Origin of the sequence: Promicromonospora sp. NPDC090134, from assembly GCF_044746965.1 — a bacterium.
Classification (GTDB): domain Bacteria; phylum Actinomycetota; class Actinomycetes; order Actinomycetales; family Cellulomonadaceae; genus Promicromonospora.
Map to the genome: position 1 here is coordinate 40,512 of NZ_JBIVCZ010000003.1, position 26,791 is coordinate 67,302.

Annotated in this window: 23 protein-coding genes; 13 read left to right on the plus strand and 10 right to left on the minus strand. The window is 74.7% G+C overall.

The window, feature by feature from the left end:
• Positions 1–93 precede the first annotated feature (93 nt).
• The gene (locus ACIPN7_RS09870) at positions 94–1,134 is read left to right on the plus strand and encodes a hypothetical protein (protein ID WP_400540542.1); all 1,041 of its coding nucleotides are present in this window, start codon (positions 94–96) and stop codon (positions 1,132–1,134) included.
• Positions 1,135–1,318: 184 nt separating this feature from the next.
• Here the strand turns inward: ACIPN7_RS09870 and ACIPN7_RS09875 are convergent, their stop codons facing one another.
• Both ACIPN7_RS09875 and ACIPN7_RS09880 read right to left on the minus strand, forming a co-directional pair.
• Positions 1,319–3,271 carry a glycoside hydrolase family 3 protein gene (locus ACIPN7_RS09875; RefSeq protein WP_400540545.1) on the minus strand — a complete coding sequence of 651 codons (1,953 nt, stop codon included), beginning with the start codon at positions 3,269–3,271 and terminating at the stop codon, positions 1,319–1,321.
• Positions 3,268–4,605, minus strand: coding sequence for an MFS transporter (locus ACIPN7_RS09880; protein ID WP_400540548.1), 1,338 nt, complete (start codon positions 4,603–4,605; stop codon positions 3,268–3,270). Before ACIPN7_RS09880 ends, ACIPN7_RS09875 begins: the two co-directional genes overlap by 4 nt.
• 145 nt (positions 4,606–4,750) lie before the next feature.
• Here ACIPN7_RS09880 and ACIPN7_RS09885 point away from each other — a divergent pair, with 145 nt between their 5' ends.
• The gene (locus ACIPN7_RS09885) at positions 4,751–7,138 is read left to right on the plus strand and encodes a glycoside hydrolase family 3 C-terminal domain-containing protein (protein ID WP_400540551.1); all 2,388 of its coding nucleotides are present in this window, start codon (positions 4,751–4,753) and stop codon (positions 7,136–7,138) included.
• On the opposite strand, the gene ACIPN7_RS09890 is transcribed toward ACIPN7_RS09885, so the two are convergent.
• The 3 genes from ACIPN7_RS09890 to ACIPN7_RS09900 all read right to left on the minus strand — a co-directional run bounded on the left by ACIPN7_RS09890 (position 7,135) and on the right by ACIPN7_RS09900 (position 9,976).
• Positions 7,135–7,785 (minus strand): TetR/AcrR family transcriptional regulator, encoded by a 651-nt coding sequence (locus tag ACIPN7_RS09890; RefSeq protein WP_400540554.1) that lies wholly within the window; start codon positions 7,783–7,785, stop codon positions 7,135–7,137. The genes ACIPN7_RS09885 and ACIPN7_RS09890 overlap by 4 nt on opposite strands.
• 52 nt (positions 7,786–7,837) lie before the next feature.
• Positions 7,838–8,809, minus strand: coding sequence for a hypothetical protein (locus ACIPN7_RS09895; RefSeq protein ID WP_400540557.1), 972 nt, complete (start codon positions 8,807–8,809; stop codon positions 7,838–7,840).
• A 99-nt stretch (positions 8,810–8,908) separates the two neighbouring features.
• Positions 8,909–9,976: an N-acetylmuramoyl-L-alanine amidase gene (locus ACIPN7_RS09900; protein WP_400540560.1), complete on the minus strand. Its 1,068-nt coding sequence runs from the start codon at positions 9,974–9,976 to the stop codon at positions 8,909–8,911.
• 83 nt (positions 9,977–10,059) lie between these two features.
• Here ACIPN7_RS09900 and ACIPN7_RS09905 point away from each other — a divergent pair, with 83 nt between their 5' ends.
• The 3 genes from ACIPN7_RS09905 (at position 10,060) to ACIPN7_RS09915 (ending at position 12,038) form a co-directional block, all read left to right on the plus strand.
• Positions 10,060–10,497: a VOC family protein gene (locus ACIPN7_RS09905; RefSeq protein WP_400540562.1), complete on the plus strand. Its 438-nt coding sequence runs from the start codon at positions 10,060–10,062 to the stop codon at positions 10,495–10,497.
• A gap of 49 nt (positions 10,498–10,546) precedes the next feature.
• On the plus strand, positions 10,547–10,906 hold the full coding sequence (locus ACIPN7_RS09910; protein ID WP_400540564.1) for a GntR family transcriptional regulator: 360 nt from the start codon (positions 10,547–10,549) through the stop codon (positions 10,904–10,906).
• A 295-nt stretch (positions 10,907–11,201) separates the two neighbouring features.
• A complete protein-coding gene (locus ACIPN7_RS09915) occupies positions 11,202–12,038 on the plus strand; it encodes a DUF899 family protein (protein ID WP_400540566.1) in 837 nt (278 codons plus the stop codon).
• A gap of 218 nt (positions 12,039–12,256) precedes the next feature.
• Here ACIPN7_RS09915 and ACIPN7_RS09920 read toward each other — a convergent pair whose 3' ends face one another.
• A complete protein-coding gene (locus ACIPN7_RS09920) occupies positions 12,257–12,460 on the minus strand; it encodes a hypothetical protein (protein ID WP_400540569.1) in 204 nt (67 codons plus the stop codon).
• A 132-nt stretch (positions 12,461–12,592) separates the two neighbouring features.
• Between ACIPN7_RS09920 and ACIPN7_RS09925 the strand changes: the two genes are divergently transcribed.
• Together ACIPN7_RS09925 and ACIPN7_RS09930 are read left to right on the plus strand one after the other, a co-directional pair.
• Positions 12,593–13,435: an alpha/beta fold hydrolase gene (locus ACIPN7_RS09925; RefSeq protein WP_400540572.1), complete on the plus strand. Its 843-nt coding sequence runs from the start codon at positions 12,593–12,595 to the stop codon at positions 13,433–13,435.
• A gap of 129 nt (positions 13,436–13,564) precedes the next feature.
• Positions 13,565–16,588, plus strand: coding sequence for a GH92 family glycosyl hydrolase (locus ACIPN7_RS09930; protein WP_400540575.1), 3,024 nt, complete (start codon positions 13,565–13,567; stop codon positions 16,586–16,588).
• A 90-nt stretch (positions 16,589–16,678) separates the two neighbouring features.
• On the opposite strand, the gene ACIPN7_RS09935 is transcribed toward ACIPN7_RS09930, so the two are convergent.
• Complete coding sequence (locus tag ACIPN7_RS09935; RefSeq protein ID WP_400540578.1) at positions 16,679–17,149, minus strand: hypothetical protein; 471 nt, start codon at positions 17,147–17,149, stop codon at positions 16,679–16,681.
• A 101-nt stretch (positions 17,150–17,250) separates the two neighbouring features.
• On the opposite strand from ACIPN7_RS09935, the gene ACIPN7_RS09940 reads away from it, so the two are divergent.
• Complete coding sequence (locus ACIPN7_RS09940; RefSeq protein ID WP_400540581.1) at positions 17,251–18,285, plus strand: FUSC family protein; 1,035 nt, start codon at positions 17,251–17,253, stop codon at positions 18,283–18,285.
• 33 nt (positions 18,286–18,318) lie between these two features.
• Here the strand turns inward: ACIPN7_RS09940 and ACIPN7_RS09945 are convergent, their stop codons facing one another.
• Both ACIPN7_RS09945 and ACIPN7_RS09950 read right to left on the minus strand, forming a co-directional pair.
• Positions 18,319–19,221 (minus strand): serine hydrolase, encoded by a 903-nt coding sequence (locus tag ACIPN7_RS09945; RefSeq protein WP_400540584.1) that lies wholly within the window; start codon positions 19,219–19,221, stop codon positions 18,319–18,321.
• The gene (locus ACIPN7_RS09950; RefSeq protein ID WP_400540587.1) at positions 19,218–20,069 is read right to left on the minus strand and encodes a LysR family transcriptional regulator; all 852 of its coding nucleotides are present in this window, start codon (positions 20,067–20,069) and stop codon (positions 19,218–19,220) included. The genes ACIPN7_RS09945 and ACIPN7_RS09950 overlap by 4 nt, the downstream gene beginning before the upstream one ends.
• 96 nt (positions 20,070–20,165) lie before the next feature.
• Here ACIPN7_RS09950 and ACIPN7_RS09955 point away from each other — a divergent pair, with 96 nt between their 5' ends.
• The gene (locus ACIPN7_RS09955) at positions 20,166–21,197 is read left to right on the plus strand and encodes an MBL fold metallo-hydrolase (RefSeq protein ID WP_400540590.1); all 1,032 of its coding nucleotides are present in this window, start codon (positions 20,166–20,168) and stop codon (positions 21,195–21,197) included.
• A 15-nt stretch (positions 21,198–21,212) separates the two neighbouring features.
• Here ACIPN7_RS09955 and ACIPN7_RS09960 read toward each other — a convergent pair whose 3' ends face one another.
• Positions 21,213–22,283, minus strand: coding sequence for a GDSL-type esterase/lipase family protein (locus tag ACIPN7_RS09960; RefSeq protein WP_400540593.1), 1,071 nt, complete (start codon positions 22,281–22,283; stop codon positions 21,213–21,215).
• 154 nt (positions 22,284–22,437) lie between these two features.
• Here ACIPN7_RS09960 and ACIPN7_RS09965 point away from each other — a divergent pair, with 154 nt between their 5' ends.
• Genes ACIPN7_RS09965 through ACIPN7_RS09980 form a run of 4 tightly spaced genes read left to right on the plus strand, consistent with a single transcriptional unit; the run spans position 22,438 to position 26,789 of the window.
• Positions 22,438–23,508 carry a LacI family DNA-binding transcriptional regulator gene (locus ACIPN7_RS09965; RefSeq protein WP_400540596.1) on the plus strand — a complete coding sequence of 357 codons (1,071 nt, stop codon included), beginning with the start codon at positions 22,438–22,440 and terminating at the stop codon, positions 23,506–23,508.
• A complete protein-coding gene (locus tag ACIPN7_RS09970; protein WP_400540599.1) occupies positions 23,505–24,437 on the plus strand; it encodes an ABC transporter permease in 933 nt (310 codons plus the stop codon). Before ACIPN7_RS09965 ends, ACIPN7_RS09970 begins: the two co-directional genes overlap by 4 nt.
• On the plus strand, positions 24,434–25,255 hold the full coding sequence (locus ACIPN7_RS09975) for an ABC transporter permease (RefSeq protein WP_400540602.1): 822 nt from the start codon (positions 24,434–24,436) through the stop codon (positions 25,253–25,255). Before ACIPN7_RS09970 ends, ACIPN7_RS09975 begins: the two co-directional genes overlap by 4 nt.
• 16 nt (positions 25,256–25,271) lie before the next feature.
• Positions 25,272–26,789, plus strand: coding sequence for an ABC transporter substrate-binding protein (locus tag ACIPN7_RS09980; RefSeq protein WP_400540605.1), 1,518 nt, complete (start codon positions 25,272–25,274; stop codon positions 26,787–26,789).
• The last annotated feature ends 2 nt before the right edge of the window (positions 26,790–26,791 follow it).

Below are 26,791 nucleotides of genomic sequence, written 5' to 3' on the forward strand. Positions count from 1 at the left end.
AACTGCCATGTCACGGTTGCCCTGCGGCAACGCGTGGGGTGAAGTCTTCCCTCGAACACCCACCTGTCAGACCGACCGGGACGAGGGAATCAGATGCCTGGACCTGCACGAACACTCACGCTGGCCGCCGGTACGACGGCGGCCGTGGTCGCCCTGGGGATCGCGGCGGCGGGATCCGCCGCGGCGGGGCCGACGGCGGCGAGCGCTGCCGCGAGCCCTACCGCGAGCTCTGCCGAGGTGTCCGCCGCGAGCAATGCCGACCTGGCCCAGCGCTGGGCGCCGATCCACTACCAGGACGTGGACCAGACCGGGACCAACGCCCTGGGCGGACGCTCGGACTACCTCGCCGCCTACGACTTCGACGGCGACCTGAACGCGCGCAACAACTGGGAGAACACCGGCAGCCACGCACTGGCCGCCACCGCGTACTACTCGGTCATGGAGACGTCGACCCACTGGTTCGTGACCTACATGTTCTTCCACCCGCGGGACTGGTCGGACTCGATCTTCGACACGGAGCACGAGAACGACGCCGAGGGCGTCATGGTCGCCGTGCAGAAGGACGGCTCCGCCTACGGCGTCCTGCGCGGGGCCGTGACGGTGGCGCACAGCGACTTCTACTCGTACACGCCGCAGGGCAGCACCTGGGGCGCGGGCGCCGAGACGATCGACGGCACGCTGCAGATGGCGACCAGCCCGCACGACGGCCTGACCCACCCGGTCACCGCCCAGGAGGCCAAGGGCCACGGGCTCAAGGCGCGCCCGGGCTACGACATCAAGGGTGACGGCGTCATCTACTACCCGGCCGGCCGTGCGGAGGTGCCGGAGCACCCGGACGACCGGGACGTGTCCTACCGCCTGGTGGACGTCCACGCCTCCGGCGGCCTGTGGACGCAGCGGGACAACACCCAGCTCTTCGCGAGCGCGGGCACCTTCGCGGGCGACACCTCGGGCACCTGCGGCGACGGCGGCATCTCCTGCACGCAGAACTCCGCGAACGCCCCGTGGGGCTGGGACGACGGCGACGACGTCCCCGGCCGCGGCGCCCTGGCGACGGACCCGGCGGGCCTGTCGGCGAGCTACTTCCGCATCCCGGAACCGCTGAACCGCACGTACACGACCACCCCCTACTGACCCGCCCCGCCGCCGCCCCACCCCCGAGGCGTTGACCACAGCAGTTCCTGCCAGGAGATGGCCTCTCGTGGCAGGAACTGCTGTGGTCAACACCCGGGGTGGTGGGGGCTGCGGCCGGCCTGGGTTCAGGCTCAGGTTGAGGGTGGAGGTTCTGTCCCGCTCACCCTCAGGTCGAGGTTGAGGGTCAGGCCGCCGGGCCGTCCGCCGCCTCCAGCGGCTCGCCGGCGCCGAAGCGGAACAGCGGGTCCGCCGTGTCGAACGGGACGTCCGAGCGGGACTCCTCGACCGCCGCCGTCGACCGGGGCAGGTCGAACGGCAGCCGGCCCTCGGGCGGGACCGCCCCGGTGAGCGCGTCGAGCAGCGCGGGGGTGCCCACGCCGAACGTGACGACGAGCGTGGTCGTGCCGGGCAGCTCGACCAGCGGGGTCAGGATCGCCGGGCGGTCCAGGTGCACGTCCACCACGGTCGGCACGGCCGCGGCCACCTCGGCGACGTGGGCCACGACGTCGTCGGCGAGCTCGAGCGACCCCGCGTGGAAGAAGCTCTCGAAGCCCGGGCCGCGCTGTTCGAACGGCGGGTCGAGGCGCAGCAGCGCCGCGTCGGCCTCGGCCGGCGAGGCCACGCGCCGGAACCCGGCGATCTCGCCGTCGGGCACCCCCTCCGCGTACAGGCGCAGGCCGGGCGCGAGCGGCAGGCGCGCCGCGCCGCCCGCTCCCCCGCCGGCGACGCCGCCAGCCGCACCGACGACGCCGCCCGCGGCGGCGCCCGCGTCGGCGCCCGCGTTGCGCAGCACCGTCACGGACCGGGACTGCGCCCGCCGGCCGGCGGCGACCAGGTCCGCGCGCCCGACGACGACGGCCGCGGCGTCCTCGTCGACGTACCGGCGGTCGTCGAACAGGCCGAGCTCGAACTTCTCGGCCAGCAGGCGCCGCACCGAGGCGTCGATGCGCTCCTCCGGCACCCGGCCGGACTCCACGAGCTCGACCACGTGCTCCGGACAGGCCTCGCCGCCGAGCTGGTCGGCGCCGGCGTCCAGGATCTTCGCCACCCGCTCCAGCGGGCTGAGGTGCTCCACGCCCCAGGCGCGGGCGGGGAACGGGAGGCCGAACATCTCGACGTCGGTCACCAGGCCCCAGTCGGTGCAGATGATGCCGTCGAAGCCGAGGTGCTCGCGCAGCAGCCGGGTCAGCACGCCGCGGTTGAAGCCGAACCCGACCTGCTCGACGTCCTCCGGCCCGGCACCGAGGTCGGCCCGGAGGCCCACCGGCATGCCGTAGTACGGCATCATCTGCCGCGTGCCGGCGGCGAGCAGCGCCTTGAACGGCTCCAGGTGCAGGTCGAACCGGCCGCCCGGGTAGACCTGCTCGCGGCCGTAGGCGAAGTGCGGGTCCTCGCCGTCGAGCTGCGGGCCGCCGCCCGGGAAGTGCTTGGTCATCGTGGACACGCTGTCGCGGCCGAACGCGCCGTCCAGGCCTGCTTTCCGCGCGACGTCGCCCCCGGCCTGGAGGCCGTGCACGTAGGCGGCGCCCAGGCGTCCGGTGAGGTCTGCGTCCTCGCCGAAGGTGCCCCCGCCGCGCGCCCAGCGGGGCTCGGTCACGAGGTCCACCTGCGGGTGCAGCGCCGTGCGGATGCCGACGGCGAGGTACTCCTGCCGGGCGGCGTCGGCGTGCTCCTCCACGAGCCGCTCGTCGCGGGTCGCGGCCAGGCCCAGCGTCTCGGGCCACTGCGAGAACGGCCCTGACAGCAGGGCCGCGCCCGGGTTGTCCGTGAAGCCGTGCCGCGGGTCGGAGGCCACCGTCACGGGGATACCCAGGCGGGTCCCGGCCGCCAGGCGCTGCAGCCGGTTGTGCCAGACGGCGAACTCGCGGGCGGTCGGCGGCGCGGCCAGCACGTTGAGGTGCGTCATGTGCCGGTCCAGCACGAGCTCGGACGTGCCGGGCATGCCGTGGTCGGACGGCTCCCCGGCGAGCGTCCCGCCGGGGCCCACCTCGACCATGGTCTGGAACATCTGACCGGCCTTCTCGGCCAGGGTCATCCGGCCCAGCAGGTCGGCGACCCGCTCGGCGACGGGCAGCGCGGGGTCGCGGTACGCCACCGCCTCGGGCCCTGCCTCGCGGCCCGCCTCGGTCGCCGTCATCGCGCACCCCGGATGAACATGGTGCTCACGGCGCCGATCACGACCACCAGCGCGCCCACCAGGAACAGCGACGTGTAGTTGCCGCCCGCCCCGGAGGCCGGGCCGATCGCCAGCAGCGCGGGCGCGAGGGCCGGCGCGAGCGACTGCGGCAGGGCGTTGGCGATGTTGAACACGCCCATGTTCTTGGCGGCCTCCGTCTCCCGGTTGGGCAGCACGTCGGTCACGAGCGCCAGGTCGACGGCGAAGTACGCGCCCAGGCCCGCGCCGAACAGCGCGGCCCCGAGGTACAGGTGGCTGGGCGCCCCGGCGAACGCGAAGACGAGCAGGCCCGCGCCCGCGAGCACGGTGGAGACGATGACGAACACCTTGCGGCGGCCCGTGCGGTCCGACACCGCGCCGCCCGCGGCGCCCGCCAGCAGCAGCACGGCCGCCTGGAGCACCATGAGGCGCAGCTGCCAGCCGAGCGCCGTCGGCTCGTCCATGCCGAACCGGTCCTGCAGGAAGTACACCTGGTAGCTGTTGTACAGCGCGAAGCCGAACAGCAGCAGGAAGCGCCCGGCGAAGGCCCAGCCGAAGTCGGGGTGCTTGCGCGGCGAGACCCAGAAGCCCGCGAGGAAGCGGCCCAGGTGGAACGGCTCGACGTCGGCCGGGTCCAGACGGCGGTCCCGCAGCACGGCGACCAGCGCGAGGACCCCCACGATCGCCAGCGCGGTGGGCAGCAGGAACAGCCAGGCCGAGCCCGCGCCGGCTGCCGTGAGCCAGGCGGCGATGCCGATGCCGGCCAGCGGCGCGAGGTTCTGCGCGATGCCGAGCCAGCCCGAGACCCGGGCGCGCAGGCGCTCGGAGACCTGGTCCGGCAGCAGCGCCTGCAGCGCGGCCTGCGTGCCGTTGAACGCCGTCTGCGCGACGGCCCAGCCGATCGCGACCACCGCGATGTTCGGCGCGACCGCGATGATCGCGATGCCGGCGGAGCCGAGCAGCACGCCCCACAGCAGCCAGGGGCGGCGCATGCCGAGGCGGGAGGTGGTGCGGTCGGACAGGGCGCCGGCGAGCGGGTTGGCCACGAACGCGAAGAACGCGCCGACGCCGGTCACCAGCGCCAGGTCGGCCGCGCGGGACTCGGGGGTGGACAGGGCGCTGACGCGCAGCGCCAGGGTGCTGATCACCGGGGTCAGGAGCGCCACGTAGAGCGCGAAGAACGCGGCCACGTAGGCGAGGACGAGGCCGGTGCCGCCGGCCCGGCGCTGCGTCGGGTCCTGCGTCGGGGGCTGGGCCGGGCGCGGCAGCGCGGCCGCCGGGTCCTGGGGCGCGGGAGGCGAGTCGAGGGTTGCCATGGTCTCTCCTGAGTGGGGCAGCACTGCCCCGGCTGGTCGGGCTCCCGGCGGGCCGCTGTCGACGACGGCCTACCAGGTGGTAGTTTTTGAATTTCTACCACTCGGTAGGTTTGCAACGCAACAGACCAGGCTAAGGAGCGCACCCATGACCATCGAGGAGACCACCGAGGCCCCGGCAGCCGTAGTTCCGGGCACCACCGGCCCGGGTTCGGGCCGCGCGTTCGACGTCGAGCGCGTGCTCGCCGCCCTCACGCTCGAGGAGAAGGCGTCGCTCCTGTCGGGCCTGGACTTCTGGACCACGCAGCCGGTCGATCGGGACGGCGTCGCCGTGCCCGGCGTCATGGTCACCGACGGCCCGCACGGGCTGCGCAAGCAGGCCGAGTCCCCCGACCACCTGGGGCTCGGCACCTCCGTGCCCGCCACCTGCTTCCCGCCCGCGGCCACGCTCGGCTCCACCTGGGACCCCGCGCTGCTGCGCCGCGTCGGTGAGGCGCTGGGCCGCGAGACGCGCGCCAACGACGTCGCCGTGCTGCTGGGCCCCGGCATCAACATCAAGCGCTCGCCGCTGAACGGGCGCAACTTCGAGTACCTGTCCGAGGACCCGGTGATCTCGGGCGAGCTCGGCGCGGCCCTCGTGGCCGGCATCCAGTCCCAGGGCGTCGGCACCTCGCTGAAGCACTTCGCGGCCAACAACCAGGAGGCCGACCGCATGCGCGTCTCGGCCGACGTCGACGAGCGCACGCTGCGCGAGATCTACCTGCCCGGGTTCGAGCGCGTGGTCAAGAAGGCGCAGCCGTGGACGGTGATGTGCTCGTACAACAAGATCAACGACGTCTACGCCTCGCAGAACCACTGGCTGCTCACCGAGGTGCTGCGCGACGAGTGGGGCTTCGAAGGACTCGTCGTGTCCGACTGGGGCGCGGTGCGCGACCGCGTCGCCGCCGTCGCCGCCGGGCTCGACCTGGAGATGCCCGCCTCGGGCGGCCGGACCGACGCCGAGGTGGTCGCCGCGGTCCGCGCGGGCACGCTCGACGAGGCCGTGGTCGACGTCGCGGCGCGCCGCGTGCTGCACCTGGTGGCGCGCTCGCTGCCGGCGCTCGACGCCGCCGCCGCTTCCGGCGAGGGCTTCGACGTCGACGCCCACCACGCCCTGGCCCGCGAGGCCGCGGCCGCCGGGACGGTGCTGCTGAAGAACGACGCCGTCCCCGCGGGCTCTTCGGGTGATGGCGCGCCGCTGCTCCCGCTCGCCTCCGCCGACGGCGTCGCCGTCGTCGGCGAGCTGGCCCGCACGCCGCGCTACCAGGGCGCCGGGTCCTCGCAGGTCAACCCCACGCGGCTCGACGACGCGCTGTCCGCGCTGCGCGCCGCGACGGGCGCCGAGGTGCCGTTCGCCGCGGGCTACACGGTCGACGGCGCCGACGCCGGCTCGGGCACGGACGCGGCGGCGCTGCTGGCCGAGGCCGTCGAGGTGGCCCGCGCCGCCGGGACGGTGCTGGTGTTCCTGGGGCTGCCCGCCTCCTACGAGTCGGAGGGCTTCGACCGCGCCCACATGGACCTGCCCGCCGAGCAGGTGGCGCTGCTGGAGGCCGTCGCGGCGGTCAACCCGCGCGTCGTGGTGGTGCTGGCGAACGGCTCGGCCGTCTCCGTCGCGTCGTGGCGGCACCTCGCCCCGGCCGTGGTCGAGGGCTGGCTGGGCGGCCAGGCCGGCGGATCCGCCGTCGCCGACGTGCTGCTCGGCGCGGTGAACCCGGCCGGGCGCCTCGCCGAGACGATCCCGCTGCGGCTGGAGGACAACCCGTCCTACGGCAACTTCCCCGGCGAGCTCGGCCACGTCCGCTACGGCGAGGGCCTCCTGGTGGGCTACCGCTGGTACGACGCGCGGCAGGCGGACGTCGCCTACCCGTTCGGCCACGGCCTGTCCTACACCACGTTCGCCTACGACGGCGTGGCCGCCGAGGTGCTGCGCCCTGACGCGACGGCGGCGGATGACGACGCCGCGCACGGCGCCGCGGTGCGCGTGCGGGTGACCGTCACCAACACGGGCGACCGGCCGGGCGCCGAGGTGGTGCAGGTGTACGTGGGCGATCCCGCGGCCCAGGTGCAGCGCCCGGAGCGCGAGCTCAAGGCGTTCGGCAAGGTCGACCTGGCGCCGGGCGAGTCGCGCGAGCTCACCCTCGACCTCACGGGCCGCGACCTGGCCTACTGGCACCCCGTGCTGCGCCGCTGGGTGGTCGAGGACGGCGAGTTCGTCGTCTCCGTGGGCGCGTCGTCGCGCGACCTGCGCGGCTCGGCCACCGTCGTCGTCGACGGCGAGGACGTGCGCCTGCCGCTGGAGCCGCTGTCCACCGTGGCCGAGGCGATGGACCACCCCGTCGTCGGGCCGCATGTCCAGGCCCTGGTGCACGGCGGCGGCGTGGCCGACGACATGCTCGGGATGATCGGTGACATGCCGCTCACGGTCGTCGCCGACTTCGGCATGGGCGGGTTCGACCGCGACGCCCTGACGGCGCTGCTCGCGGAGGCCAACAACTAGCGCAGGATGAGGTCCAGGTAGCCGCGCAGGTCGGCGGCCATGTCGACCCGCTCGGCGCCCGGCCGTTCCAGGGAGAACAGCCACTGGATCTGCAGGCCGTCCATGAGCGCCACCACGGTGCGCGCCGCCTGGTCCGGGTCCACCCCGGGAGCGAGGCCGCCCCGCGCGGCCCGCTCCCGGAGGAGCTGGGACTGCTCGCCCAGCACGCGCGCGTACCGGCGCCGGAAGTACTCGTGCGCCGGGTGGTCGGGCGACGTCGCCTCGGTGGACAGCCCGGCGAACAGCTCGACGAGCGGACGGCGCAGGCGATTGCGCTCCACGAGGTTCAGCAGGGCCTCGAAGTAGTCGGAGCCGCGTTCGACGTCCTCCTGGAAGGACTGCTCGTCCACCGCGTCGCGATACTCCAGCACGGCCTCCAGCAGGGCGGCCTTGTTGGGGAAGTGGTGCAGCAGGCCCGGGTGGGAGATCCCCACCCGGGCCGCGATGTCGCGCAGGGACGCGCCGTGGAAGCCGACGTCGGCGAACACGAGGATCGCCGTGCGGATGATCTCCTGCTGCGTCGCGCGGCCCTTGGCGTACCCACCACGCGAGCCGGTGGTGGTGGCGCCGGTCCTGGTGGACGGGCCGGTCTGAGCGCTCACGGACATGCGCCCAACGTACCCCGGCGGGGGCGGCGCGACGGTTTCGGGCCGCTCCGCCTCAGGCGAGGCGGGCGCTGGCCACGATCTCGCGGCCCACGTCCAGGCGGACGTCGGCCAGGCGGACACCGTCCGGCAGCTTCTCGGCGAGGTCGACGTCCCGGCTGGTGGCGGCCTCGACCTTGCCGCGGATCGTCCCGAGCAGCGCGGCGACCAGCGGGTTGCCGCTGCCGAGCTGCACGTCGCGCACGGCGAGCACCATGTTCTCGTCGATGCTGACCGACGCCGTGGCCTGCACCCGCGCCGAGAGGAACACGCCCTTCCTGATCGCGGCGTCGACCCGGAGCGTCGCCGCCCGCGGACCCTGCGAGACCACGTCGAGGTCCAGCCCGGTCAGCGTGATGCCCTGCTGCAGCAGCACGACGGTGAGCACCCCGCGCGCCGTCGCGACCAGGCCCGCCTTGTCGACGGCGACCCGGGCGTGGCCCGAGACCGGGTGGTCGGCGCTGGGCTCGACGGGCTGGATGCCGACACGGCCGTCGGAGCCCTCGACCCAATCGAACCGCAGGTCGGTCAGCTCCGCGGTGATGTCCACGGGCAGGTCCACCGCGACGAGCTGGTGCGCGTCCAGGCGGAGGTGGCGCAGCGTGCCGGGCTCGCGGCGGACCACCTCGGGGTGCCAGCGCTTCGCGGCCGACGCGGGCTGGGCGGGGTGGCCGGGCTGGGCATGGTGGCCGGGCAGGCCGTTGTGGGCGGGCTGGGTGGGCTGCGCCGCGGCCTCCGGCAGGCGCACGACGACGCCCGACAGGTCGATGACGGCGGACGCGATGTCCGCGCCGTCGAGCTCCGCGGTGACCGGCGCGCGGTCCAGCCCCACGGCCTGGCCGCCGACCTCGTCCGCGAGCGTCGCGCGGATCCGCGCCTCCAGGTCGGCACCGAGGGCGGGCCGGGGTGCGGTGCCGAGCGGGATCGGGTCGGGCGCGGGGCGGCCGGCGGGCTGGGCGGGTGCGGGGCGCTGGGCGGCGTCGGTCATGGACGCGAGACTAGCCGTGATCGCGGGGGCGGCGTCGGTGACCTGCGGTGCGGGCCGGACCCGGCCGTCGTCGGACGGGCCGGGCCGGACCCGGCGCCGTCAGACGCGGCCCTGGTTGAGGCGGCGCTGCAGGGTCATGACCGCGCGGGAGTCGCGGGAGATGACGCCGTCGACCGGGGTGCCGAGGTAGCGCTGGAGGGCGCGGATGGTCTGCGGTCCGATCTTGCCGTCGCGCTGGTCCGCGGGCATGCCGATCTTGCGCTGCAGGGCGGCGATCACGCGGGAGCCCTGGGCGTCGGTGACCCAGCGCCAGCCGGTGGTCAGGCCCGGGTTGACGTCGCGCCAGGCGACGCTCTGGGACGAGACCACACCGTCGACCGTGGTGCCGAGCTCCTGCTGGAGGCGGCGGGTCGTGGACGAGCCCCAGAAGCCGTCGACGGTCAGGCCGCCGGGCTCCCCCGGGCTGGGCGGGGTGGAGCCCGCGCCGGCGCGGATGTCGTCGAGCCGGGCGTACAGGTTGCGCCCCGGGCAGGCGGTCTGCGAGACGTCGCGGTGGCCGCCGAGCGGCGCGCCCTGGGTCCACCAGCGGCCCTTGCCGGCGCCGTAGATGGCCGCGGCCGTGGAGATCTGGGCGGCGGTGGGGTTGTTGGTCTCGTAGTTGCCGGCGAAGCAGATGGACCGGGAGGTGCTGTTGCGCCCGCCGGTGTGGGTGCCGCGGCGGTTCCAGCTCACGCCCTGGTAGGCCCGGCCGGAGGGGAAGATCACCACGTTGTACGAGATGCCGGTGCCGAACCGGGTCTGGCCCACGCTCTCCAGCGCGCGCATCTGCTCGGCCTCGGCGGCCACGCTCGCGCCGGGCGAGAGCTGCGCGGTGACCGAGTGGTGCACCCACACCTCGACGGCGGGGCCGGTGAGGGTCAGGTCCCCGTCGGGGTAGCGGGCGCCCCAGGACGCGCGGGTCGCGATGCTCACCGTGGCGGTGGGCTCGACGTACGGCTCGGGCGGTTCGGGGGTCGTGGTGGGTTCGGGGAGCTCCGGTGTCTCGGGCGGCTCGGCGGGTTCCGGGGCCGCGTAGGGCTCGGTCACCTCGCCCTGCGGCTCGTCGTCGGACGCGAGCACCTCCAGCACAACGCCGCCCTCACCGTTGATCTCGTACGTCTCAGCCACGGTTCCCCCTCGCGCCATGTTCCGTATATGTCGGTCATGTCTACCACCGTGCGGCGGGCGGGGCGACCCCTTAGCGTGCGGGTATGACCACCGCCTGGTCCCTCACGATCGACTGCGCCGACGTCCGCGCGGTCGCCCCGTTCTGGATGCTCGCGCTCGGCTACGGCGAGCGGCCGCCGCCCGCGGGGTGGGGCACGTGGGAGGACTGGCTGGCCGCCCAGGGCGTGCCCGAGGAGGAGTGGTACGACGTCGCCTATCTCGCCGATCCCGAGGGCCGGCTGCCGTCCGTGTCGTTCCTCAGGGTGCCCGAGCCCAAGACGGTCAAGAACCGCGTGCACGTGGACCTGCAGGTCTCGGGCGGACGCGACGTCCCGCCCGGCCTGCGCGAGGAGCGCATCCGCGCCAAGGTCGCCGAGCTGGTCGCGGCAGGCGGCACCATCGCGTGGGAGGCCCCCGGGCCGGCGGGACTGGACCACGTCACGGTGCGCGACCCGGAGGGGAACGAGCTCTGCGTGGTGTGAGGGGCGTGGGGTGCGTCCCGGCCTGTCGGGCGCGGGCCGCGCTTGTACTGTGTCGAGCGTGATCAGCATCGACGCCGAGTCCTCCGTCCCGCCGTACGAGCAGGTGCGCACCTCGCTCGCCCAGCAGATGGCGGACCGGACCCTGCCCGTCGGCGCCCGGCTCCCGACCGTGCGGGCCCTGGCCGCCGACCTCGGGATCGCCGTCAACACCGTGGCCCGCGCGTACCGCGAGCTGGAGGCGGCCGGGCTCGTCGAGACCCGGGGCCGCGCCGGGACGTTCGTCAGCGCGGCGGGCAACCAGCGCCTCGCCCTGGCCCAGGACGCCGCGGCGCGGTACGCGGAGACGGCCCGCGCCCTGGGGATCAGCCGGGCCGAGGCCCTGGAGATCGTCTCGGCGGCGCTGCGGTAGGAGTACTCGCCGCCGACGTCGGCAGTTTGCCGCACGAACTCGGCAGTTCCCTCCCGCGTCGGCAGTTTGCCGCACAAAGTCGGCAGTTGGCATCGAGGTCGGCACAGGCCTGTGCCGACCTCGATGCAGACTGCCGACCGCAGGGAACTGTCGTTCTCGGCGCGTGTCGTTCTCGGCGGGGCTCGTTCGTCGTCCTCATGGACGCCCGGCCGATGAGCTTCGGTGTGGTCGGTCGTCGGTACGTGGAGAGGGCGTCGTCCCGCACACCGAGCAGCCCGTCGACCAAGGAGAGCACATGACCGCGACACACGAGCACCACCCCGACCAGGCCGGCACCGCGAGCGCCCAGCCTGACTCCCCCGGCGTGCCGCCCGTCGTCGACCGGGCTGCCTGGCAGGCCGCGCGCGACAAGCTGCTGGTGCGGGAGAAGGCGCACACGCACGAGGGCGACGCGATCGCGGCGGCGCGGCGCCGGCTGCCGATGGCGGAGGTCGACGCGGGCGCCGTCGTCGTCGGACGGGACGGGCCCACCACGCTGCTGGACCTGTTCCACGGCCGCGAGGAGCTGGTCGTCTACAAGCACATGTGGCACGCGGGCGAGCCGTTCGAGAACCAGTGCGAGGGCTGCACGCTGACCTACTGGGCGGTGCAGGACCCGGCCTACCTGACCGCGCGCGGCGTCTCGTTCGCGGTGTTCGCGAAGGCGCCCTACGCGGAGCTCGCGCCGTTCGTGGAGTTCATGGGGTACCCGGAGCACTGGTTCTCCGTACTGGACTACTCCGAGCAGGACGGTGCGGACGAGATCGTGGGCGGCGGCGAGTTCGGCACCTGGGTGTGCTTCCTGCGGCAGGGCGACCGCGTCTACCTCACCAACTCCGTCACCGGGCGCGGGGCGGAGGCCACGATGCCGGCGCTCGCGCTGCTCGACATGACGGCGCGCGGCCGCGTGGAGGCCTGGCAGGACTCCCCCGAGGGCTGGCCGGAGGGCCGGTCGGCGGGCTGGTTCTGGCGTTCCGACGCGGACGGCGCCGGGAACGGCGGAGACGACAGGGTCGAAGGGAGGCCTGCCGTCCAGTGGTCCCGCCCGGGTGCGACGCCGGTGGCGGCGGGCAGGCACCGCCACCACCACTGACGGGGGGCGGTGGGGCGTCCAGCCCTCGCCGGACCGCCGGGGAGCCGGGGAGCCGGACCGCCGGGGAGCCGCCAATAGTGCGCTTCTACCCAGCCATTGGGCCCGAAATCACGCCGTTTCCGGGCCCAATGGCTGGGTAGAAGCGCACTATTGGCGCCCCCCACCCGCGCGTCCAGTCGGACGGGTCCGGGCGGGCGCGGCGGGTCGGGCGGGTCCGGTCAGCGCTGGTCGGCGCGGATCGCGGCGCGTACCCGTGCCGAGCGCGAACCCACGCGGTTGGTGGCGCCCGTCCGGTAGGCCCGGGCCTGCTGGTCGGCGTGCACCCCGGCCGCACCTGAGCGGGCGTGCTCGGCACGCTCACGCACGGCCTCGGCCGGGAGCGCGTGCTTGTGCCGGGTGCGGTTCTTCTTGTTGCTGCTCACGCGTCTCACCTCCGTCCGGTGCGTCAGCGACGCCCGACCGTAGCGGCCGGACCCGTACGCGGTCAGCGGATTTTCGCGGCCGGTTGTTCCCGCTGGTCAACGCGCGGTCCCGGGCTCGGCATACTTGCGCGGATGACCACCGCAGCGCAGCACCCGGTCCGCCACGTCGACATCCAGCACGCACCCCTCCGGCACGACGACGACGCACCCGCCGACACCACGCCCACCAGCGTCGCGCCCCTGCGCCTCGCCTACCGCGAGGCCGGCGACCCCGCCGCCCCGGTGCTGCTCCTGCTGCACGCCCTCGGCGAAAGCTCGCTGTCCTGGGATCCCCTGCTCGACGACCTCGCGGCGCTCGGCCACCGGGTCCTGGCCCCGGACGCCCGGGGCCACGGCGACAGCGACCGGCCCGGGCAGTACTCGTACGAGGTGATGACGGCCGACACCCTCGCGTTCTGTGCCGCGCTCGACGTGACCGCCCCGGGAGACCTCGCGATCGTCGGGCACTCGATGGGCGCCGTCACCGCGGCCCTGGTCACCGCCGCCCTGAACGCCACCACCCAGCCGGCCACCACCCAGCCGGCCACCACCCAGCCGGCCACCGCCGAACCCGCCACCACCCCCGTCACCCGCCTCGTCCTGGAGGACGCCACCCCGCCGCGCCCCGGCGGGCCGCGGTTCGAGCCGTTCGACGAGCCGGACCACCCCGTCCCGTTCGACTGGCCGCTCGTCAACGCGCTGCGCGCCCAGCGGAGCGAACCCGACCCGGCCTGGTGGGACGACGCGCTGCGGATCGAGGCGCCGGTGCTCGTCGTCGCGGGCGGCCCGACGAGCAACGTGGACCAGGCGGACCTCGCGGAGTTCACCGCCCGCGTGGCCCACGGCCGGCTCGTGGAGATCCGCGTGGGCCACATGGTGCACCACGAGGCCCCGGACGAGTTCCTCGCGGCCGTGAGCGACTTCCTGCGGCGGTAGCCGGGCCGCCGCACGCGGTAGCCGGGCCGCCACGGCCCGTTCACCCCGCGGCCGTGCGGCGCTCACCTGGGCGAAGACCTCGGCCAACACACTGAGCCGACCCTTCCCCGGACACGTCAGGAACAAGTCATGTCCTCATCCAGGTGGCGCCCAGCACCGCGCCCCAGCCGTCCCGCCGGTACCCGGGCGGCGCTCGCGGCGGGGGTGGTGACGCTCCTCGCGCTCACCCCCGCCGTGACGCTGCCCGCGGCGGCCGAGCCCGCCGCTGCACAGGCCGCCTCACCCCAGCAGGCGACGGCGCACTCCCGCGAGCTCTCCCCGTTCGACGCCGTCGACCCCTTCATCGGCACCGAGCTCGACACGACCGAGAACAAGAGCAACGACGCCTACGGGAACACGTTCCCGGGCGCGACGGCGCCGTTCGGCCTGGTCCAGTCCAGCCCCACGACCTACCGCGAGGGCAGCAACGGCGAGAAGGGCGGCTACGAGTACACCGCCGACCGGATCCGCGGCTTCGGCATGACCCGGCTGTCGGGCACGGGCTGCACGGGCAACTACGGCGGCTTCGACTTCCCGGTGCTGCCCTTCACGGGCGCCCTGCCCGACGGCGCGCTGCCGACCGACCCGGCGGCGAACATCCGGGACTACTACCTGCCGTTCAGCCACGACGACGAGCGCGCCGAGCCCGGGTTCTACGAGGTCACCACGAGCAACGACGTGACCACGCAGCTCACCGCCACCCAGCGCACCGCCGTCAGCCGGTTCGAGTTCCCGCAGGGCGCCGACGGCGCCACCCTGCTGCTCGACGTCGCCGGCTCGAACAACTCGATCCGCGCCAGCGAGGTGACGATCGACGCGGAGCGCCGCACCGTGACCGGCACGGTCACGGCGGGCGCCGTCTGCAACCAGGGCACGTACTACACGGTCCACTTCTCCGCGACGTTCGACCAGCCGATCCGCAGCCACGGCGTGTGGGACGACGGCCAGGTCACGCCCGGCCAGGACCACGCCGTGGGCACCGACAAGAAGCACGGCACGGGCGCCTGGCTCGGCTTCGAGCCGGGCAGCACCGTCACGGCCCGCATCGGCCTGAGCTACACGAGCGTCGGGAACGCCGCGCTCAACCGCGTCACCGAGGTACGGCACAAGAGCTTCGACGCCGTCCGCGCGGGCGCCCGCAACGCCTGGCGCGAAGCGCTGGGGACCATCGAGGTGGACGGCGGCGACGGCCCCGACGCCGGCTCGGACACCGACGCCGAGCGCACCAAGCTCTACACGGCGCTCTACCACGTGCTGCAGCAGCCGAACGTGTTCGAGGACGTCAACGGGCAGTACGTGGGCTACGACGGCGACCTGCGCCGCGTGGAGAAGGGCCGGCACCTGTACGTGAACTTCGCCGGCTGGGACTTCTACCGCGGGCACGCCCAGCTCCTGGCGATGACGTTCCCGAAGGTCGCGGAGGACATCGCGCAGTCGCTCGTGCTCATGGCACAGCAGACCGGCACCTGGTACGACGGCCCGACCTACAACCTGGTGCAGGCCCGCATGGCCGCCGACTCGCTGCCGATCGCGCTGGCCGCGATGGACGACTTCGGCGCCACGGGCTACGACCGCGAGGCCGCGCTGGCCTCCCTGCTGGAGACCCAGTCGCTGCCAGGCGATGCCAGCACCCGCCCGGACGCGTACCAGTACCTCGCCACGGGCATGATCGAGAACCGCAAGGGCAACTTCGCCACGGCCCGCGTGCTGGAGTACTCGATCGAGGACTTCGCCATCGCGCAGCTCGCCGAGCGCCTCGGCGACGACGAGGCGCACGACGCGCTCATGGTCCGCGCCCAGTCGTGGCAGAACGTGTTCGACCCGGTCACCCGGCACATCCGCCCGCGCGAGCGCACGGGTTTCGACCGGTCCTTCGACCTGCGGGTGCGGGACGACGGAGCGGGCCGCGGTCAGTTCAACCAGTCCACCGGCTACCAGAACGGCTGGATGGTGCCGCACAACGTCGGCACCCTGGTCGACAAGCGGGGCGGGGCGGAGGCGTCCGAGCAGGCGCTCGACGTGCTCATGGAGGACCTCGACGCCGGCGCCTACACGCAGACCGGCAACTACCTGAGCAACGAGCCGGCCTTCAGTTCCCCGTGGGTCTACAACTGGCTCGGCAAGCCGCACAAGACCACGGACGTGCTGCACCGCGCCGTCGACGAGCTGTACGACACGACGCCGACGGGCCTGCCCGGCAACGACGACCAGGGCGGTCTGAGCGCCTGGTACGTCTGGGCCAACCTGGGCATCTACCCCGTGGTCTACGGCACGGCCGGGCTCGCCGTCAGCGCCCCGCTGTGGGAGAGCATCACCATCGACGCCGCCGACAGCCGCCGGGACTACCGGATCGTCGCGCCGGGTGCGAGCAGCGAGCGCCGGTACACCACCGGCCTGCGGGTCGACGGCCGCACGCAGAGCGCGTCCTGGATCGACGCGTCGTTCGCCCGGAAGGGCGGCACGCTGCGGTTCACGCTGTCCGACGAGCCGGGGACGTGGGGCACCGGGGCGGACGACGTCCCGCCGTCGTACACGGAGGGGATGGACGGCCGGAACAACGTGGGCACCACCCACGACGGCCGCGGGAACCTGGGGTCGGTCGACCTGAGCGACTGGTCGCTGTCGCGCGAGGGTCTGACGGCGGCAGGCGCCGCGCCGGGGGCGCGTCTGCCCCTGCGCGTGGACGGCGCGGACACGGGCGTCGCCTTCACCTGGCCCGACGCCGGGGCGGGCAAGCCGGACAACTGGATCGTCGCCGGTCAGCGGGTCGAGCTGGACGACGCCCCGGCGTCGTCGGTCTCGTTCCTCGGCCTGGCCACGAACGGTCCCGCGCGCGGCACGGCGTACGTCGAGTACACGGACGGTACGCGCCAGCCGGTCGAGGTCGAGCTGACGGACTGGGCGGCGGGCCCCGGCGCGGGCAACACCACGCTGGTCGAGGTGCAGGGCCGCAACAACCGCAACGGCACGGCCGGGACGGGCACGTTCCGGGTGTTCGCGACGCGCCCCGTGGCGCTGGACCCGGGCAGGACGGTCGACGCCGTGGTGCTGCCCGCCTCGACGGACCGCGGCATCATGCACGTCTTCGACGTGGCGACGGCGCCGGCCGGCTGACCCGTCGCGGTGACCACACCGAGGTGACCATGGCGAGGTGACCACGCACCTGCTGCCAGGACCGGCCCGGTCCTGGCAGCAGATGTCTGCTCATCCCGGTCGGCGTGCGGCGCCTGCGCCCAGGCTCGCGCGGACCGCCGGGTGCAGCGCCAGCGTGACGCCCGCCAGCACGAACAGGATGTGCAGCGCCCGGATCACGGGGAAGAGCGGCGAGACGTCGCCCTCGAAGGCGGTGGACCAGGAGGCGCCGTCGGCCAGCAGGGCGGCCATGGGCAGGAGCATCGACGCGAGGCCCACCACGCCCAGGCCGAGCAGGAGGGCCCACCACGCCCAGCGCCGTCCGCGGGCCAGGTACCAGGCGCAGGTCAGGGCGGCGGCGAAGATCAGGCCGCGCAGACCCACCTGCGCGAGCAGGGCGCCGTCGGCCCCCTGCTGCGTCACGATCGAGGTGACGGCGACGACGGCCTCGGCGATCCCCGCCGCGACGGCGAGCGCGAACGCGCCGGCCGCGGACGTCCGGAGCCGGCCTGTGAGCAACGTGTGCGGTGCGGTTTCGGTCATGCGTCCATGCTGGTCAGACGGCGATCCGCGCACCAACCGGCTGTCCTCCGTGCTGGGCCGTGGGTTATCCCGACCTGGCCGCGTGGGAAGATGCAAAGGTCATGAACTCCCGCTCCCCGCTCCCCCACCTGCGCCGGATGCTGCACGTGGGACCGTACGGCGGGGAGCTGCCCGTGGCATTGCGGGCCGCCGCGTCGGTGGCCGTGCCGATGCTGGTGCTCTGGGCGACGGGCCACCTGGAGTGGTCGCTCTACGCGACGTTCGGCGCGTTCACCAGCTTGTTCGGCCGCACCGTGCCGATCCGGCCGCGCCTGGTCATGCAGGTCCAGGCGGGGGCCGTGCTGGTCGCGTCGGTGCTCGTCGGCACGCTGATCGCCGTGCTGGCCTCCGCCGTCCCCGGTACGGGGTGGGTTGTGGTGCCCGTCGCGGCGCTCTGGGCCACGGGCGTGGCGATCGTGTCGCACCGGCTGCGCTGGCACCCGCCCGGGCCGCTGTTCCCGGTGTTCGCGCTGGGGGCCTGCTCCTCGGTGCCGGCCGGCGCGGGCAGCCTGGTCGTCGCCCTGGCCGTGGCCGTGGCCGCCGTGCTGTTCGCGCTCGCGCTGACCGCCGCCCTCGCGCGGTTCGAGCCGGGCCCGGCCCCGGCGACCAGGGCCCCCAGCGCCACCGGCCCGGAGTGGACGCTCTCGCACTACCTCGTGCGGTACGCCGCCGGCGTGGCCGTCGCGGGCGCGATCGCCACCGCCGTCGGGCACCCGTACTGGGCGATGGTCGCCGCCGTGGTGCCGATGTCGGCCCCCGACGCCTCCGGGGCGCTCATGCGCGCCGCCCAGCGCCTGGCGGGCACCCTGGTGGGCGTGCTCCTCGCGTGGGCGCTGCTGACGGCGGGTCCGCCGCCCCTCGTGGTCATCGCGGTCGCCGCGCTGCTGCAGGCCGGCGCCGAGCTGTACGTGGGCCGCAACTACGCCGTCGCGATGCTGTTCATCACGCCGCTCGCGCTGTCCATGACGCACCTGGCGCACCCCGTGCCCGTCGCCGGCCTCGTCAGCGACCGCGCCGTCGACACGCTGATCGGTGTCGTCGTGGCCGTGGTGATCACGCTCCTGACCCACGAGCGACGGCAGGACGCCGCGGGCTGACGGCGGTCGCGCGTCACCTGTCGCACGGAGCGGTCAGACGTCGTCGGGCAGCCGCAGCGGCCCGACGGCGAGACGCGCCAGCTCGCCGATCGCGGCGTCCACCCGCGGCAGGTGCCGCTCCGGACGCGCGGCCCGGGTCAGCACCACCACCCCCACGGGGTGCTCGTGCGGGAACCGGACGACGGCGGCCTCGTGCCGCAGCCGCCCGAGGGTGCCGGTCTTGCCGAGCAGCGCCACGTCGTCGTGCGGGAACCCGCTGCCCACCCGGTGCCGCCACGCCTGGTGAGCCAGCGCGTCCCGCACCAGGTCGTAGGCCGGGCCGGTGCGCGACCACAGGACGCGCAGCACCTGGCCGACCTGCTGCGCCGTCGCGGCGCTCGCGAACGCCGGGTCGTACTGCGACGTCTCCGCGGCCCGGTCCGGGTCGGCGAGCGCCCGCTGGGCGGCGGCCCAGCCGCCGGTACCGGTGTCGCGCAGCACGGCGCGCGTCTCCTCCGCCGAGCCCTGCCGCACCAGGGTCGCCGGGAGGCCCAGCTCCGCCAGCCGCTCGTGCGCCCGCGCCCGGCCCACCAGGCCCAGGAGGGCGTCGCCGCACGCGTTGTCGGACACCGCGAGCATCAGCCGCACGGCGTCGCGCGCGGTCAGCGACACGTCGTCGAGCAGCATCGCCACCCCCGTGGGGCCGGGCATGCGGGAGCCCGCCGGGAGCCGCAGCGGCTGGTCCGCGGCGAGGTCGCCCGCCGCCACGAGATCCGCCCAGACCAGCGCGAGCGGCAGCTTGTAGAGCGAGGCGATCGCGACGGGCTCGGCGTCGTCCAGGGCGACCGCGCCGGGCGGGCCGGTCAGGCGGGTCGCGTGGACCCGGGCCGTGACGCCCGCGTCGCGCGCCACGTCGCGCAGGGTCGCGACGACGGCGGTGGTGCCGGCGGGCGTCATCGGCCCGGTCCCGCGCCGAGCGCCCGCTCGATCGCCGCGGCGACCGCGTCGTGGTCCACCTCGGGCCGGCGCTGCGCGGTGTGGGGCAGCGCGACGCGCAGCCGCAACGGCGGGCACGACGGGTCGCCGGGCCGCGCCACGGTGGTGGGCACGACCCCGACCGCCGCCCCTGCCGCGACCAGCGCCTGGCGCTGTGCGGCGTCCCGCGCCTCGACCACCGCGCCGCTGTGTCCGGCGCGGCGCAGGGCGTCGACGAGCTGGTCGTGCGCGGGCGGCTGGTGGTGCCGGGGCGGGACGGCCACGGGCAGCCGGACCTCCGCGAGCCCGACGCCGGGATCCGGTCGTGTGCCGACCAGCCGGGTCGGCACCATGAGCACCGGACCCGCCGTCAGGCCGTCGAGCACGCCCGGGTGGCGCACGACGGCGGCGTCGAGCAGGCCGTCCCGCAGCAGGTCGACGAGCTCGACGCTGCCCGCGACCGTGGGCACCACGGCGCCGCCTGCGGCGTCTCCCGCGACCACCCGGAGCAGGCCGGGGACGCCGTCCTCGAGGTCGGCGGCGACGCCGAGACGGACCTGCTCCGGCAGGGCGAGGTCGCGGGCGGCGACGACGAGGTCGTCGGCGGCGTCGAGCAGGTCGCGGGCGGCGGGCAGGAGCCGGCGCCCGGCGGCGGTGATGCGCACGCCGCGCGCGTCGCGGTCGAAGAGCCGCACGCCGAGGTGCCGCTCCAGCCGGAGGATGCCCTGGGACAGCGGCGGCTGGGTCATGCCGAGGTCGGCGGCGGCGTTGCCGAAGTGCCGGGCGTCGGCGACGGCCGCGAAGAAGCCCAGGTGCTTCAGGAGGTCCACGGCCCGAGCCTAGGCGGTGGCCATATCAGGATCGACTCGGGCCACGTCGGCAAGACTCTTTGACTCTCGCCTGCGGCCTCGCGAAGGGTGTGCCGCATGACGACACCCACCACCTCGAACCGCGGCCTCAGCCGCCGCACCCTGATGACCGGCGCCGGGACGGCGGCCCTGGGCGTGCTCGGCGGCGTGACCGGGGCCCGCGCGCTGGGCGCGGTCCCGGCGCCCGCCGCCGGAAGCGCGGTCCCGCCTGCCGAAGCGGCCGGCGCTCCCACGGGCTTCGCCACGTTCGCCTGGCTCGGCACCTCCGGCTGGCGCATCCGCACCCCCACGACCACGGTGCTGCTCGACCCGTACGTCACGCGGTTCGACACCGGCCTGGCGGCCGGGGCGTTCCGCGCCACCACCCGGCTGCGGGTCGACGCCGCCGCGCTCGACGCGGCGCTCGGCGCAGCCGGGACGGCCGACGGCGCCGTCGACTCGATCCTGGTGACGCACACCCACTGGGACCACTTCGCCGACGTGCCCCACCTGGCCCGCACGCGCGGCGCCACCGTGTTCACCACCCTGACCGGGTACCACCTGGGGCTGGCCATGGGCGTGCCCCGGGAGCAGCTCGCGGTCGTGCGCGGCAGCGAGGAGATGCACCTGGGCGACCTGGTGCTGCGCGTCGTGCCCTCCCTGCACAGCCGCACGGCGTCCGGCGGGCTGCTGTTCCCCGGCGTGCACACGCGGGTGCCGGCGCCGCCCCGCACGATCGCCGACCTGCCGGAGGGCGACACCCTGTCGTACCTGCTGCGCTCGCCGCAGGGCCGGTCCGTGCTGCTGCTCGGCGGCAGCGACTACGACGACCGGGCGCTGCGCGGGCTGCGCGTCCACACCGTGGCGCTGCCCGTGCCCAGCACCGACGTCACCGCCGACTACGCCGGCCGCCTGCTCGCGGCGCTGGACGGCGTCGAGCAGGTCGTCCTGGTGCACTGGGACGACTTCGAGTCGCCACTGGCCGACCCGCCGCGGGCCGACGAGCGCACGCGGGGCCGCATGCGCGACCTCACCGAGCGGATCGGGCAGCTCTCGCCCGGCACGCGTGTGGTGGTCCCGGAGTACGGGACGCCGCTGGACCTGCTCTGACCGCCCGCTGATGCCTCACGGCCGGTCCGGCACCGCCCCGCCCGCGTCCCGCCCGGCCAGCAGCTCCCGCACCACCGGGCCGAGCACCGACGCGATGTGGGCGTAGCCCTCGGGCCCCGGGTGCAGGCCGTCGTCGAGCAGGTGCGCGTGCTCGGGCCCGAGCACCGCGCGCCCGTCGAGCAGGTGCAGGTCCGGGTCGCCGTGCGCGGCCAGCAGGCCGACGGCGTCGGCCACCTGGCCGCGCACCTGCGCGAGCGTCAGGCCCGCGGGTCCCGCCACGTCCTCGCGCCGCGGTGAGGCGACGGGCGAGACCACCAGCACGGGCACGCCCGGGTGCCCGTCGCGGACCGTGCTCAGGAACCCGAGCAGCGCCGCCGGCAGCGACCGCTCGTCGAACGTGCCCGCGCCGTACACGTTGATGCCGAGGCAGGTCACGACGACGTCGGCGGGCAGGTCGCGCAGCACGCGCGCCACCATCGGGTCGAGGTGCGCCTCCCCCGCAAAACCCAGGCACGTCAGGTCCAGGCCGAGCTCGCGCGCCACGCGGGCGGGCCACGTCCGCGTGGGGGACGCCGCCTGGCGGCACTGCGTCAGGGAGCTGCCGTAGGTCACGAGCCGGGGCCTCGCCGGGCCGGCGGCCGGCCACACCCGTGCCCCGTCGTCGACGGCGAGGCCCAGCAGCCGGAACGTCCCGAACTGCGGCAGCCACACCTCGACCCGCTTGTCGCCGGGCGGCAGCTCCACGGCGAAGCCCCCGTCCGGCCCGACGGGCACGGCGACGACGGCGCCGTGAGATCCGGCGCCGTCCGATCCGGTGCCGTCCGGCCCGGCGCCGCCCTCCACCACCACGTCCAGCGGCACCTCGACCCCCTGGACCGCGGCGAGCCCCGCGAGCGTCCGCGCGTCGGTGCCGAGGACCAGCCGAACGCCCGCGGGCATCGCGGCGCGCGAGCGCAGGGCGCCGCCGGGAAACAGGCCGATCCGGTCGTGCGGCAGCCGCCAGGCGCGCGACCAGCCCGGCCCGTGCTCCACGGAGACGGCACCCGCCCAGGTCAGGACGTCGTCGTCCGACCGGATCTCGCGCATCCCGCCCTCGTTCCGTCGACCGGGTGAAAACCGGGGTTTCCGCCGAGATTTCCTTGACGGCCCGTTGCCTGGATCCATAGTGTGGCGTCGCAGCCCTTTAATACGTATTAAAGAGGCTACCCGGCAATGGCGCCGGCTACCCGAGGAGTCTGCGATGACGCAACGTCGGCGTCCCACCCAGGTGGACATCGCGCGGGCCGCCGGCGTCTCGCAGGCGACGGTCTCCCTGGTGGTCAGCGGCGGCCAGGCCAGCAACCAGGTCGCCGAGCAGACCCGCCGTGCGGTGCTCGACGCCGCGGCGCGGCTCGGCTACACCGTCAACACCGCCGCGCGCAGCCTCAAGGGCGGCCGCAACCGCATGCTCGGCCTCTACACGTTCGAGCCGGTCTTCCCCGTGGACCAGCGCGACTTCTACTTCCCGTTCCTGCTGGGCGTCGAGGAGGCCACCGCCGAGTTCGGGTACGACCTGCTGCTGTTCAGCTCCGTGGGCACGGGCGAGCGCCGCATCTACACCGGCGGCATCAACCGGCTCAAGGTCGCCGACGGCTGCGTGCTGCTGGGCCGGCACATCGACCGCGCGGACCTCGCCGACCTGGTCCGCGAGGACTTCCCGTTCGTCTTCGTCGGACGGCGCGAGCTGCCCGGCGCGGAGCTGTCCTACGTGGCCCCGGACTACGTGGGCGCCACCCGCGACATGGTGCGCCGCCTGGCCGACGCCGGGCACCGGCGCCTCGCCTACCTGCGGCCCGCCGACCACCAGGAGCCCACGCGCGACCGCGAGGCGGGGTTCCGCGCGGGTCTGGCGGACGCCGGCCTGCCGGACCAGCCCGTCCACGAGCTGCCGGACGACGCCGCGACCACCACCACGCTGCTGACCGACCTGCTGCAGCGGTGGCTGGCCGACGGCGTGACGGCGCTGCTGGTCGAGCCGAGCGAGGACGACCAGACCGTCGCCGCCCTGGAACGGGTCGCCGCCGCCGCGGGGCTGCGCATCCCGGAGGACCTCTCCGTCGCGCTCCTGGGCGACCCGTCGCCGAGCAGCACGCCCGGCAGCACCGCCAACCCGTCCGGCCGCGACTGGACCCGCTTCACGCTCCCCCGCGAGGACATGGGCCGGGCGGCCGTGGGCCTCCTGCTGGAGATCCTGGACGCCGACGACGGCCCGCGCCGGCTCTCCGTCGCGTGCACGCCGGTCGACGGCGACTCGGTGGGGAGCCCGCGATGATGCTGACGTTCCTGCTGCGGCGCCTGGCCGTCGGGCTGTTCACCATCTGGGGCGTGCTCACCGCGGTGTTCCTCGTCGTCCGCCTCGCGCCGGGCGACCAGGCCACGGTCGCCCTGGGCCCCGACGCCGCGCCCGAGCAGGTCGCGGAGCTGCGGCACACGCTGGGCCTGGACCGGCCGCTGCCCGCCCAGTACCTGTCGTTCCTGGGCGACGCCGTACGCGGCGACTTCGGCGAGTCGTACCGGTACGGCCGCCCGGCCATGGACGCGGTGCTCGAACGGTTCCCCGCGACCGTCACGCTCACCCTGGCGGCCACGCTCGTCGCGGTCACGGTCGGGATCGTGCTCGGCGTGCTGGCGGGGCACCGGCCCGGCAGCCTCGTGGACCGTGCCACCTCCACGGTCACGCTGGGGCTGCAGGCGCTGCCACCGTTCTGGGTCGGCATCATGCTGATCCTGGTCCTGGCGCTGTGGCTGCGGCTCCTGCCGAGCGCCGGCGGCGGGGACCTGGAGCACCTGGTGCTGCCCGCGGTCACCCTCGCCATCCCGTTCACCGCGCTGGTCGGGCGCATCACGCGCAGCGGCGTCGCCGAGACCATGTCCGAGCCGTTCGTGCGCACCGCGCGGTCCAAGGGCCTGACCGAGCGCGAGGTGCTGACCGGGCACGTCCTGAAGAACTCGCTGGTCCCGGTGGTCACGGTCGTCGGCCTCCAGGTCGGCACGCTGCTGGGCGGCGCCGTCGTGATCGAGACCGTGTTCGCCTGGCCCGGGCTCGGCAACCTGCTGGTCGGCGCGGTCGGCAACCGCGACTACGCGGTGGTGCAGGCCGCCACGGTGCTGATCGCCGTCTGCGTCGTCGTGCTCAACCTGGCCGCCGACCTCGCCTACGCCCGCCTCGACCCGCGCATCCGGCTGGAGGCCCGCCGATGAGACGCGCGACGCCGGTCGGCGCCTTCGTCGTCTACGCGATCATCGGCGTCTACGTGCTCGCCGCCGTCGTCGGCCCGTACCTCGTGCCGTACGACCCGGTGGCCACCGTCGTCACCGAGCGGCTGCTGCCGCCCGGCTCGGCCACGGCGTCCGGCACCGCCTGGCTCGGCACGGACGGCGTGGGCCGCGACGTGCTGGCGCAGGTGGTGCACGGGGCGCGCACGTCCCTGACCATCGGCGTGGTCGTGGTGGCGGTGTGCTCCCTGGTGGGCGTGGCGCTCGGCGCGGTGGCCGGCTACGCGGGCGGGTTCGCCGACGTCGCCGTGGCCCGCACCGTCGACGTGCTCATGGCGTTCCCCGGCATCCTGCTGGCGATCGTGATCGCCGGGCTCCTGGACCGCGGCACGGGCGTGGTGATCATCGCCCTGTCGGTCGCGGGCTGGATCGGGTTCGCCCGGCTGTCGCGCAGCGTGGCCCTGTCCGTCCGCGAGCGCGACTGGGTCGACGCCGCCCGCATCATGGGCGTGCGCACCCCGGTGATCCTCGGCCGGCACGTGGTGCCGTTCCTCGCCGGGCCCGTGGTCGCGCTCGCCACGATGGAGCTCGCCTCCGTCGTCCTGTCCGAGGCGGCCCTCAGCTTCCTGGGCGTCGGCCTCCCTCCCCACGTCGCGTCCTGGGGCCAGAGCATCGCGAGCGGCAAGGAGTACCTCGCCACCGCGTGGTGGATCTCGGCCTTCCCAGGCATCGCGCTCACCGTCCTGGTCGTCTGCATCGGCCTCGTCGGCGACCGCCTCACCAGACGTTTCACCCAGCCCTGACCGGAAGGAACGAGCGATGAAGCTCAGCACCCGGCGCGCCGTACCCGCCCTCACGATCACTCTCGCGCTCCTGGCCACGGCGGCCTGCGGCGGCTCCGACGGCGGGGACGACCCCGGCGGCGACGCGGCGGGCGGCACGCTGACCGCGGCCGGCCCCATCCCCATCGAGAACCTGGACCCGCACGGCCCGTCCAGCATGGACGCGGGCACGCACCTCGCGGCCCGCGCCCTGTTCAGCCAGCTCGTGGTCAGCACCGGCCCCGGCGAGTTCACGGGCGACCTGGCGACCGAGTGGGAGCCGAACGACGACACGAGCCAGTGGACGTTCACGCTGCGCGACGGCGTGGAGTTCTCCGACGGCGAGCCGGTCGACGCCGACGCCGTGGTGGCCTCCTTCGAGCGGGTGCTGGAGCTGCAGGGTCCGCTGGCCGGCAACTTCGTGGACTACCAGGTGGAGGCGCCCGACGAGGCCACCGTCGTGTTCGACGCCGGTAAGCCGGACGCGTCGTTCGTCGCGAAGATCTCGTCGTTCTTCGTCACCCCGGCGGGAGTCGACGAGGCGTTCTTCCAGGACCCCGTGGGCTCCGGGCCGTTCGTCGTGGAGTCGTTCGAGCCGGGCCAGACGCTGCGGATGACGCCGAACCCGACCTACTGGGACGGTCCCCCGGCGCTGCAGGAGCTGGTCTTCCAGTCGATCCCCGAGGTCTCCGCCCGCATGACGGCGCTGCAGACCGGCGAGGTCGACGTCACCTGGGCCATGCCCGACGACCAGATCCCCGCCCTGCAGGGCGACACCTCGATCACGGTCGAGAGCGTGGACAGCCCCGGCGTGCTGACCATGTGGATGAACAGCTCCGAGGAGACCCTCCAGGAGGCCGCGGTACGGCGGGCGCTGTGGCAGGCGGTCGACTTCGACGAGATCACCGCCTCGCTGTTCCCGGAGACGGGCTCGCCGGCCGACTCCGTGGTCAGCCCCGTGGTGCTCGGCTACGCGCCGCAGGAGCCGGTGGTCCACGACCCGCAGGCCGCCAAGGCGGCCCTGGACGCAACCGGCTTCGACTACGACACGAAGCTGCGCATGCAGTTCTCCCAGCCGCAGTTCCGCCAGCTCGCGCAGGCCGTGGCCTCCGACCTGGCCGAGATCGGCGTGCAGGTCGAGCCGCTGGAGAAGGAGCAGGCGGTGTTCCTGGAGGACCTGCTGGCCCTGAAGTGGGACCTCAACATCCAGCAGATCGGTTCGCAGGGGTACGACGCCGCCACCAACCTGGGGCGCCTGTACCCGTGCGCCGCGGGCCGCACCGGCTACTGCAACGAGGACCTCGACGAGCTGCTGGCCGCCGCGGAGGCCACGAGCGACACCGCCGAGCGGGAGGACCTGTACGCGCAGGCCACGCAGATCGTCTGGGACGACGCCGTGGGCATGTACCCGATGTTCGTCGGCATGCCGTACGCGTGGCGCTCGGGGGTCGAGGGCTTCGTGCCGGCCTCCGACAGCCTCCCCTACTTCACGCGCGTGACGAACTCCGAGAGCTGACG

Bases quoted from the DNA above. Each gene is read 5' to 3' on its own strand.
- ACIPN7_RS09965 (WP_400540596.1), top strand. From the start codon at position 22,438: ATGACGCAACGTCGGCGTCCCACCCAGGTGGACATCGCGCGGGCCGCC.
- ACIPN7_RS09980 (WP_400540605.1), top strand. From the start codon at position 25,272: ATGAAGCTCAGCACCCGGCGCGCCGTACCCGCCCTCACGATCACTCTC.
- ACIPN7_RS09960 (WP_400540593.1), bottom strand. From the start codon at position 22,283: ATGCGCGAGATCCGGTCGGACGACGACGTCCTGACCTGGGCGGGTGCC.
- ACIPN7_RS09895 (WP_400540557.1), bottom strand. From the start codon at position 8,809: ATGACCGACGCCGCCCAGCGCCCCGCACCCGCCCAGCCCGCCGGCCGC.
- ACIPN7_RS09935 (WP_400540578.1), bottom strand. From the start codon at position 17,149: ATGACCGAAACCGCACCGCACACGTTGCTCACAGGCCGGCTCCGGACG.
- ACIPN7_RS09915 (WP_400540566.1), top strand. From the start codon at position 11,202: ATGACCGCGACACACGAGCACCACCCCGACCAGGCCGGCACCGCGAGC.
- ACIPN7_RS09870 (WP_400540542.1), top strand. From the start codon at position 94: ATGCCTGGACCTGCACGAACACTCACGCTGGCCGCCGGTACGACGGCG.
- ACIPN7_RS09955 (WP_400540590.1), top strand. From the start codon at position 20,166: ATGACGACACCCACCACCTCGAACCGCGGCCTCAGCCGCCGCACCCTG.
- ACIPN7_RS09975 (WP_400540602.1), top strand. From the start codon at position 24,434: ATGAGACGCGCGACGCCGGTCGGCGCCTTCGTCGTCTACGCGATCATC.
- ACIPN7_RS09930 (WP_400540575.1), top strand. From the start codon at position 13,565: ATGTCCTCATCCAGGTGGCGCCCAGCACCGCGCCCCAGCCGTCCCGCC.
- ACIPN7_RS09875 (WP_400540545.1), bottom strand. From the start codon at position 3,271: ATGACGGCGACCGAGGCGGGCCGCGAGGCAGGGCCCGAGGCGGTGGCG.
- ACIPN7_RS09885 (WP_400540551.1), top strand. From the start codon at position 4,751: ATGACCATCGAGGAGACCACCGAGGCCCCGGCAGCCGTAGTTCCGGGC.
- ACIPN7_RS09970 (WP_400540599.1), top strand. From the start codon at position 23,505: ATGATGCTGACGTTCCTGCTGCGGCGCCTGGCCGTCGGGCTGTTCACC.
- ACIPN7_RS09880 (WP_400540548.1), bottom strand. From the start codon at position 4,605: ATGGCAACCCTCGACTCGCCTCCCGCGCCCCAGGACCCGGCGGCCGCG.
- ACIPN7_RS09940 (WP_400540581.1), top strand. From the start codon at position 17,251: ATGAACTCCCGCTCCCCGCTCCCCCACCTGCGCCGGATGCTGCACGTG.
- ACIPN7_RS09890 (WP_400540554.1), bottom strand. From the start codon at position 7,785: ATGTCCGTGAGCGCTCAGACCGGCCCGTCCACCAGGACCGGCGCCACC.
- ACIPN7_RS09925 (WP_400540572.1), top strand. From the start codon at position 12,593: ATGACCACCGCAGCGCAGCACCCGGTCCGCCACGTCGACATCCAGCAC.
- ACIPN7_RS09905 (WP_400540562.1), top strand. From the start codon at position 10,060: ATGACCACCGCCTGGTCCCTCACGATCGACTGCGCCGACGTCCGCGCG.
- ACIPN7_RS09945 (WP_400540584.1), bottom strand. From the start codon at position 19,221: ATGACGCCCGCCGGCACCACCGCCGTCGTCGCGACCCTGCGCGACGTG.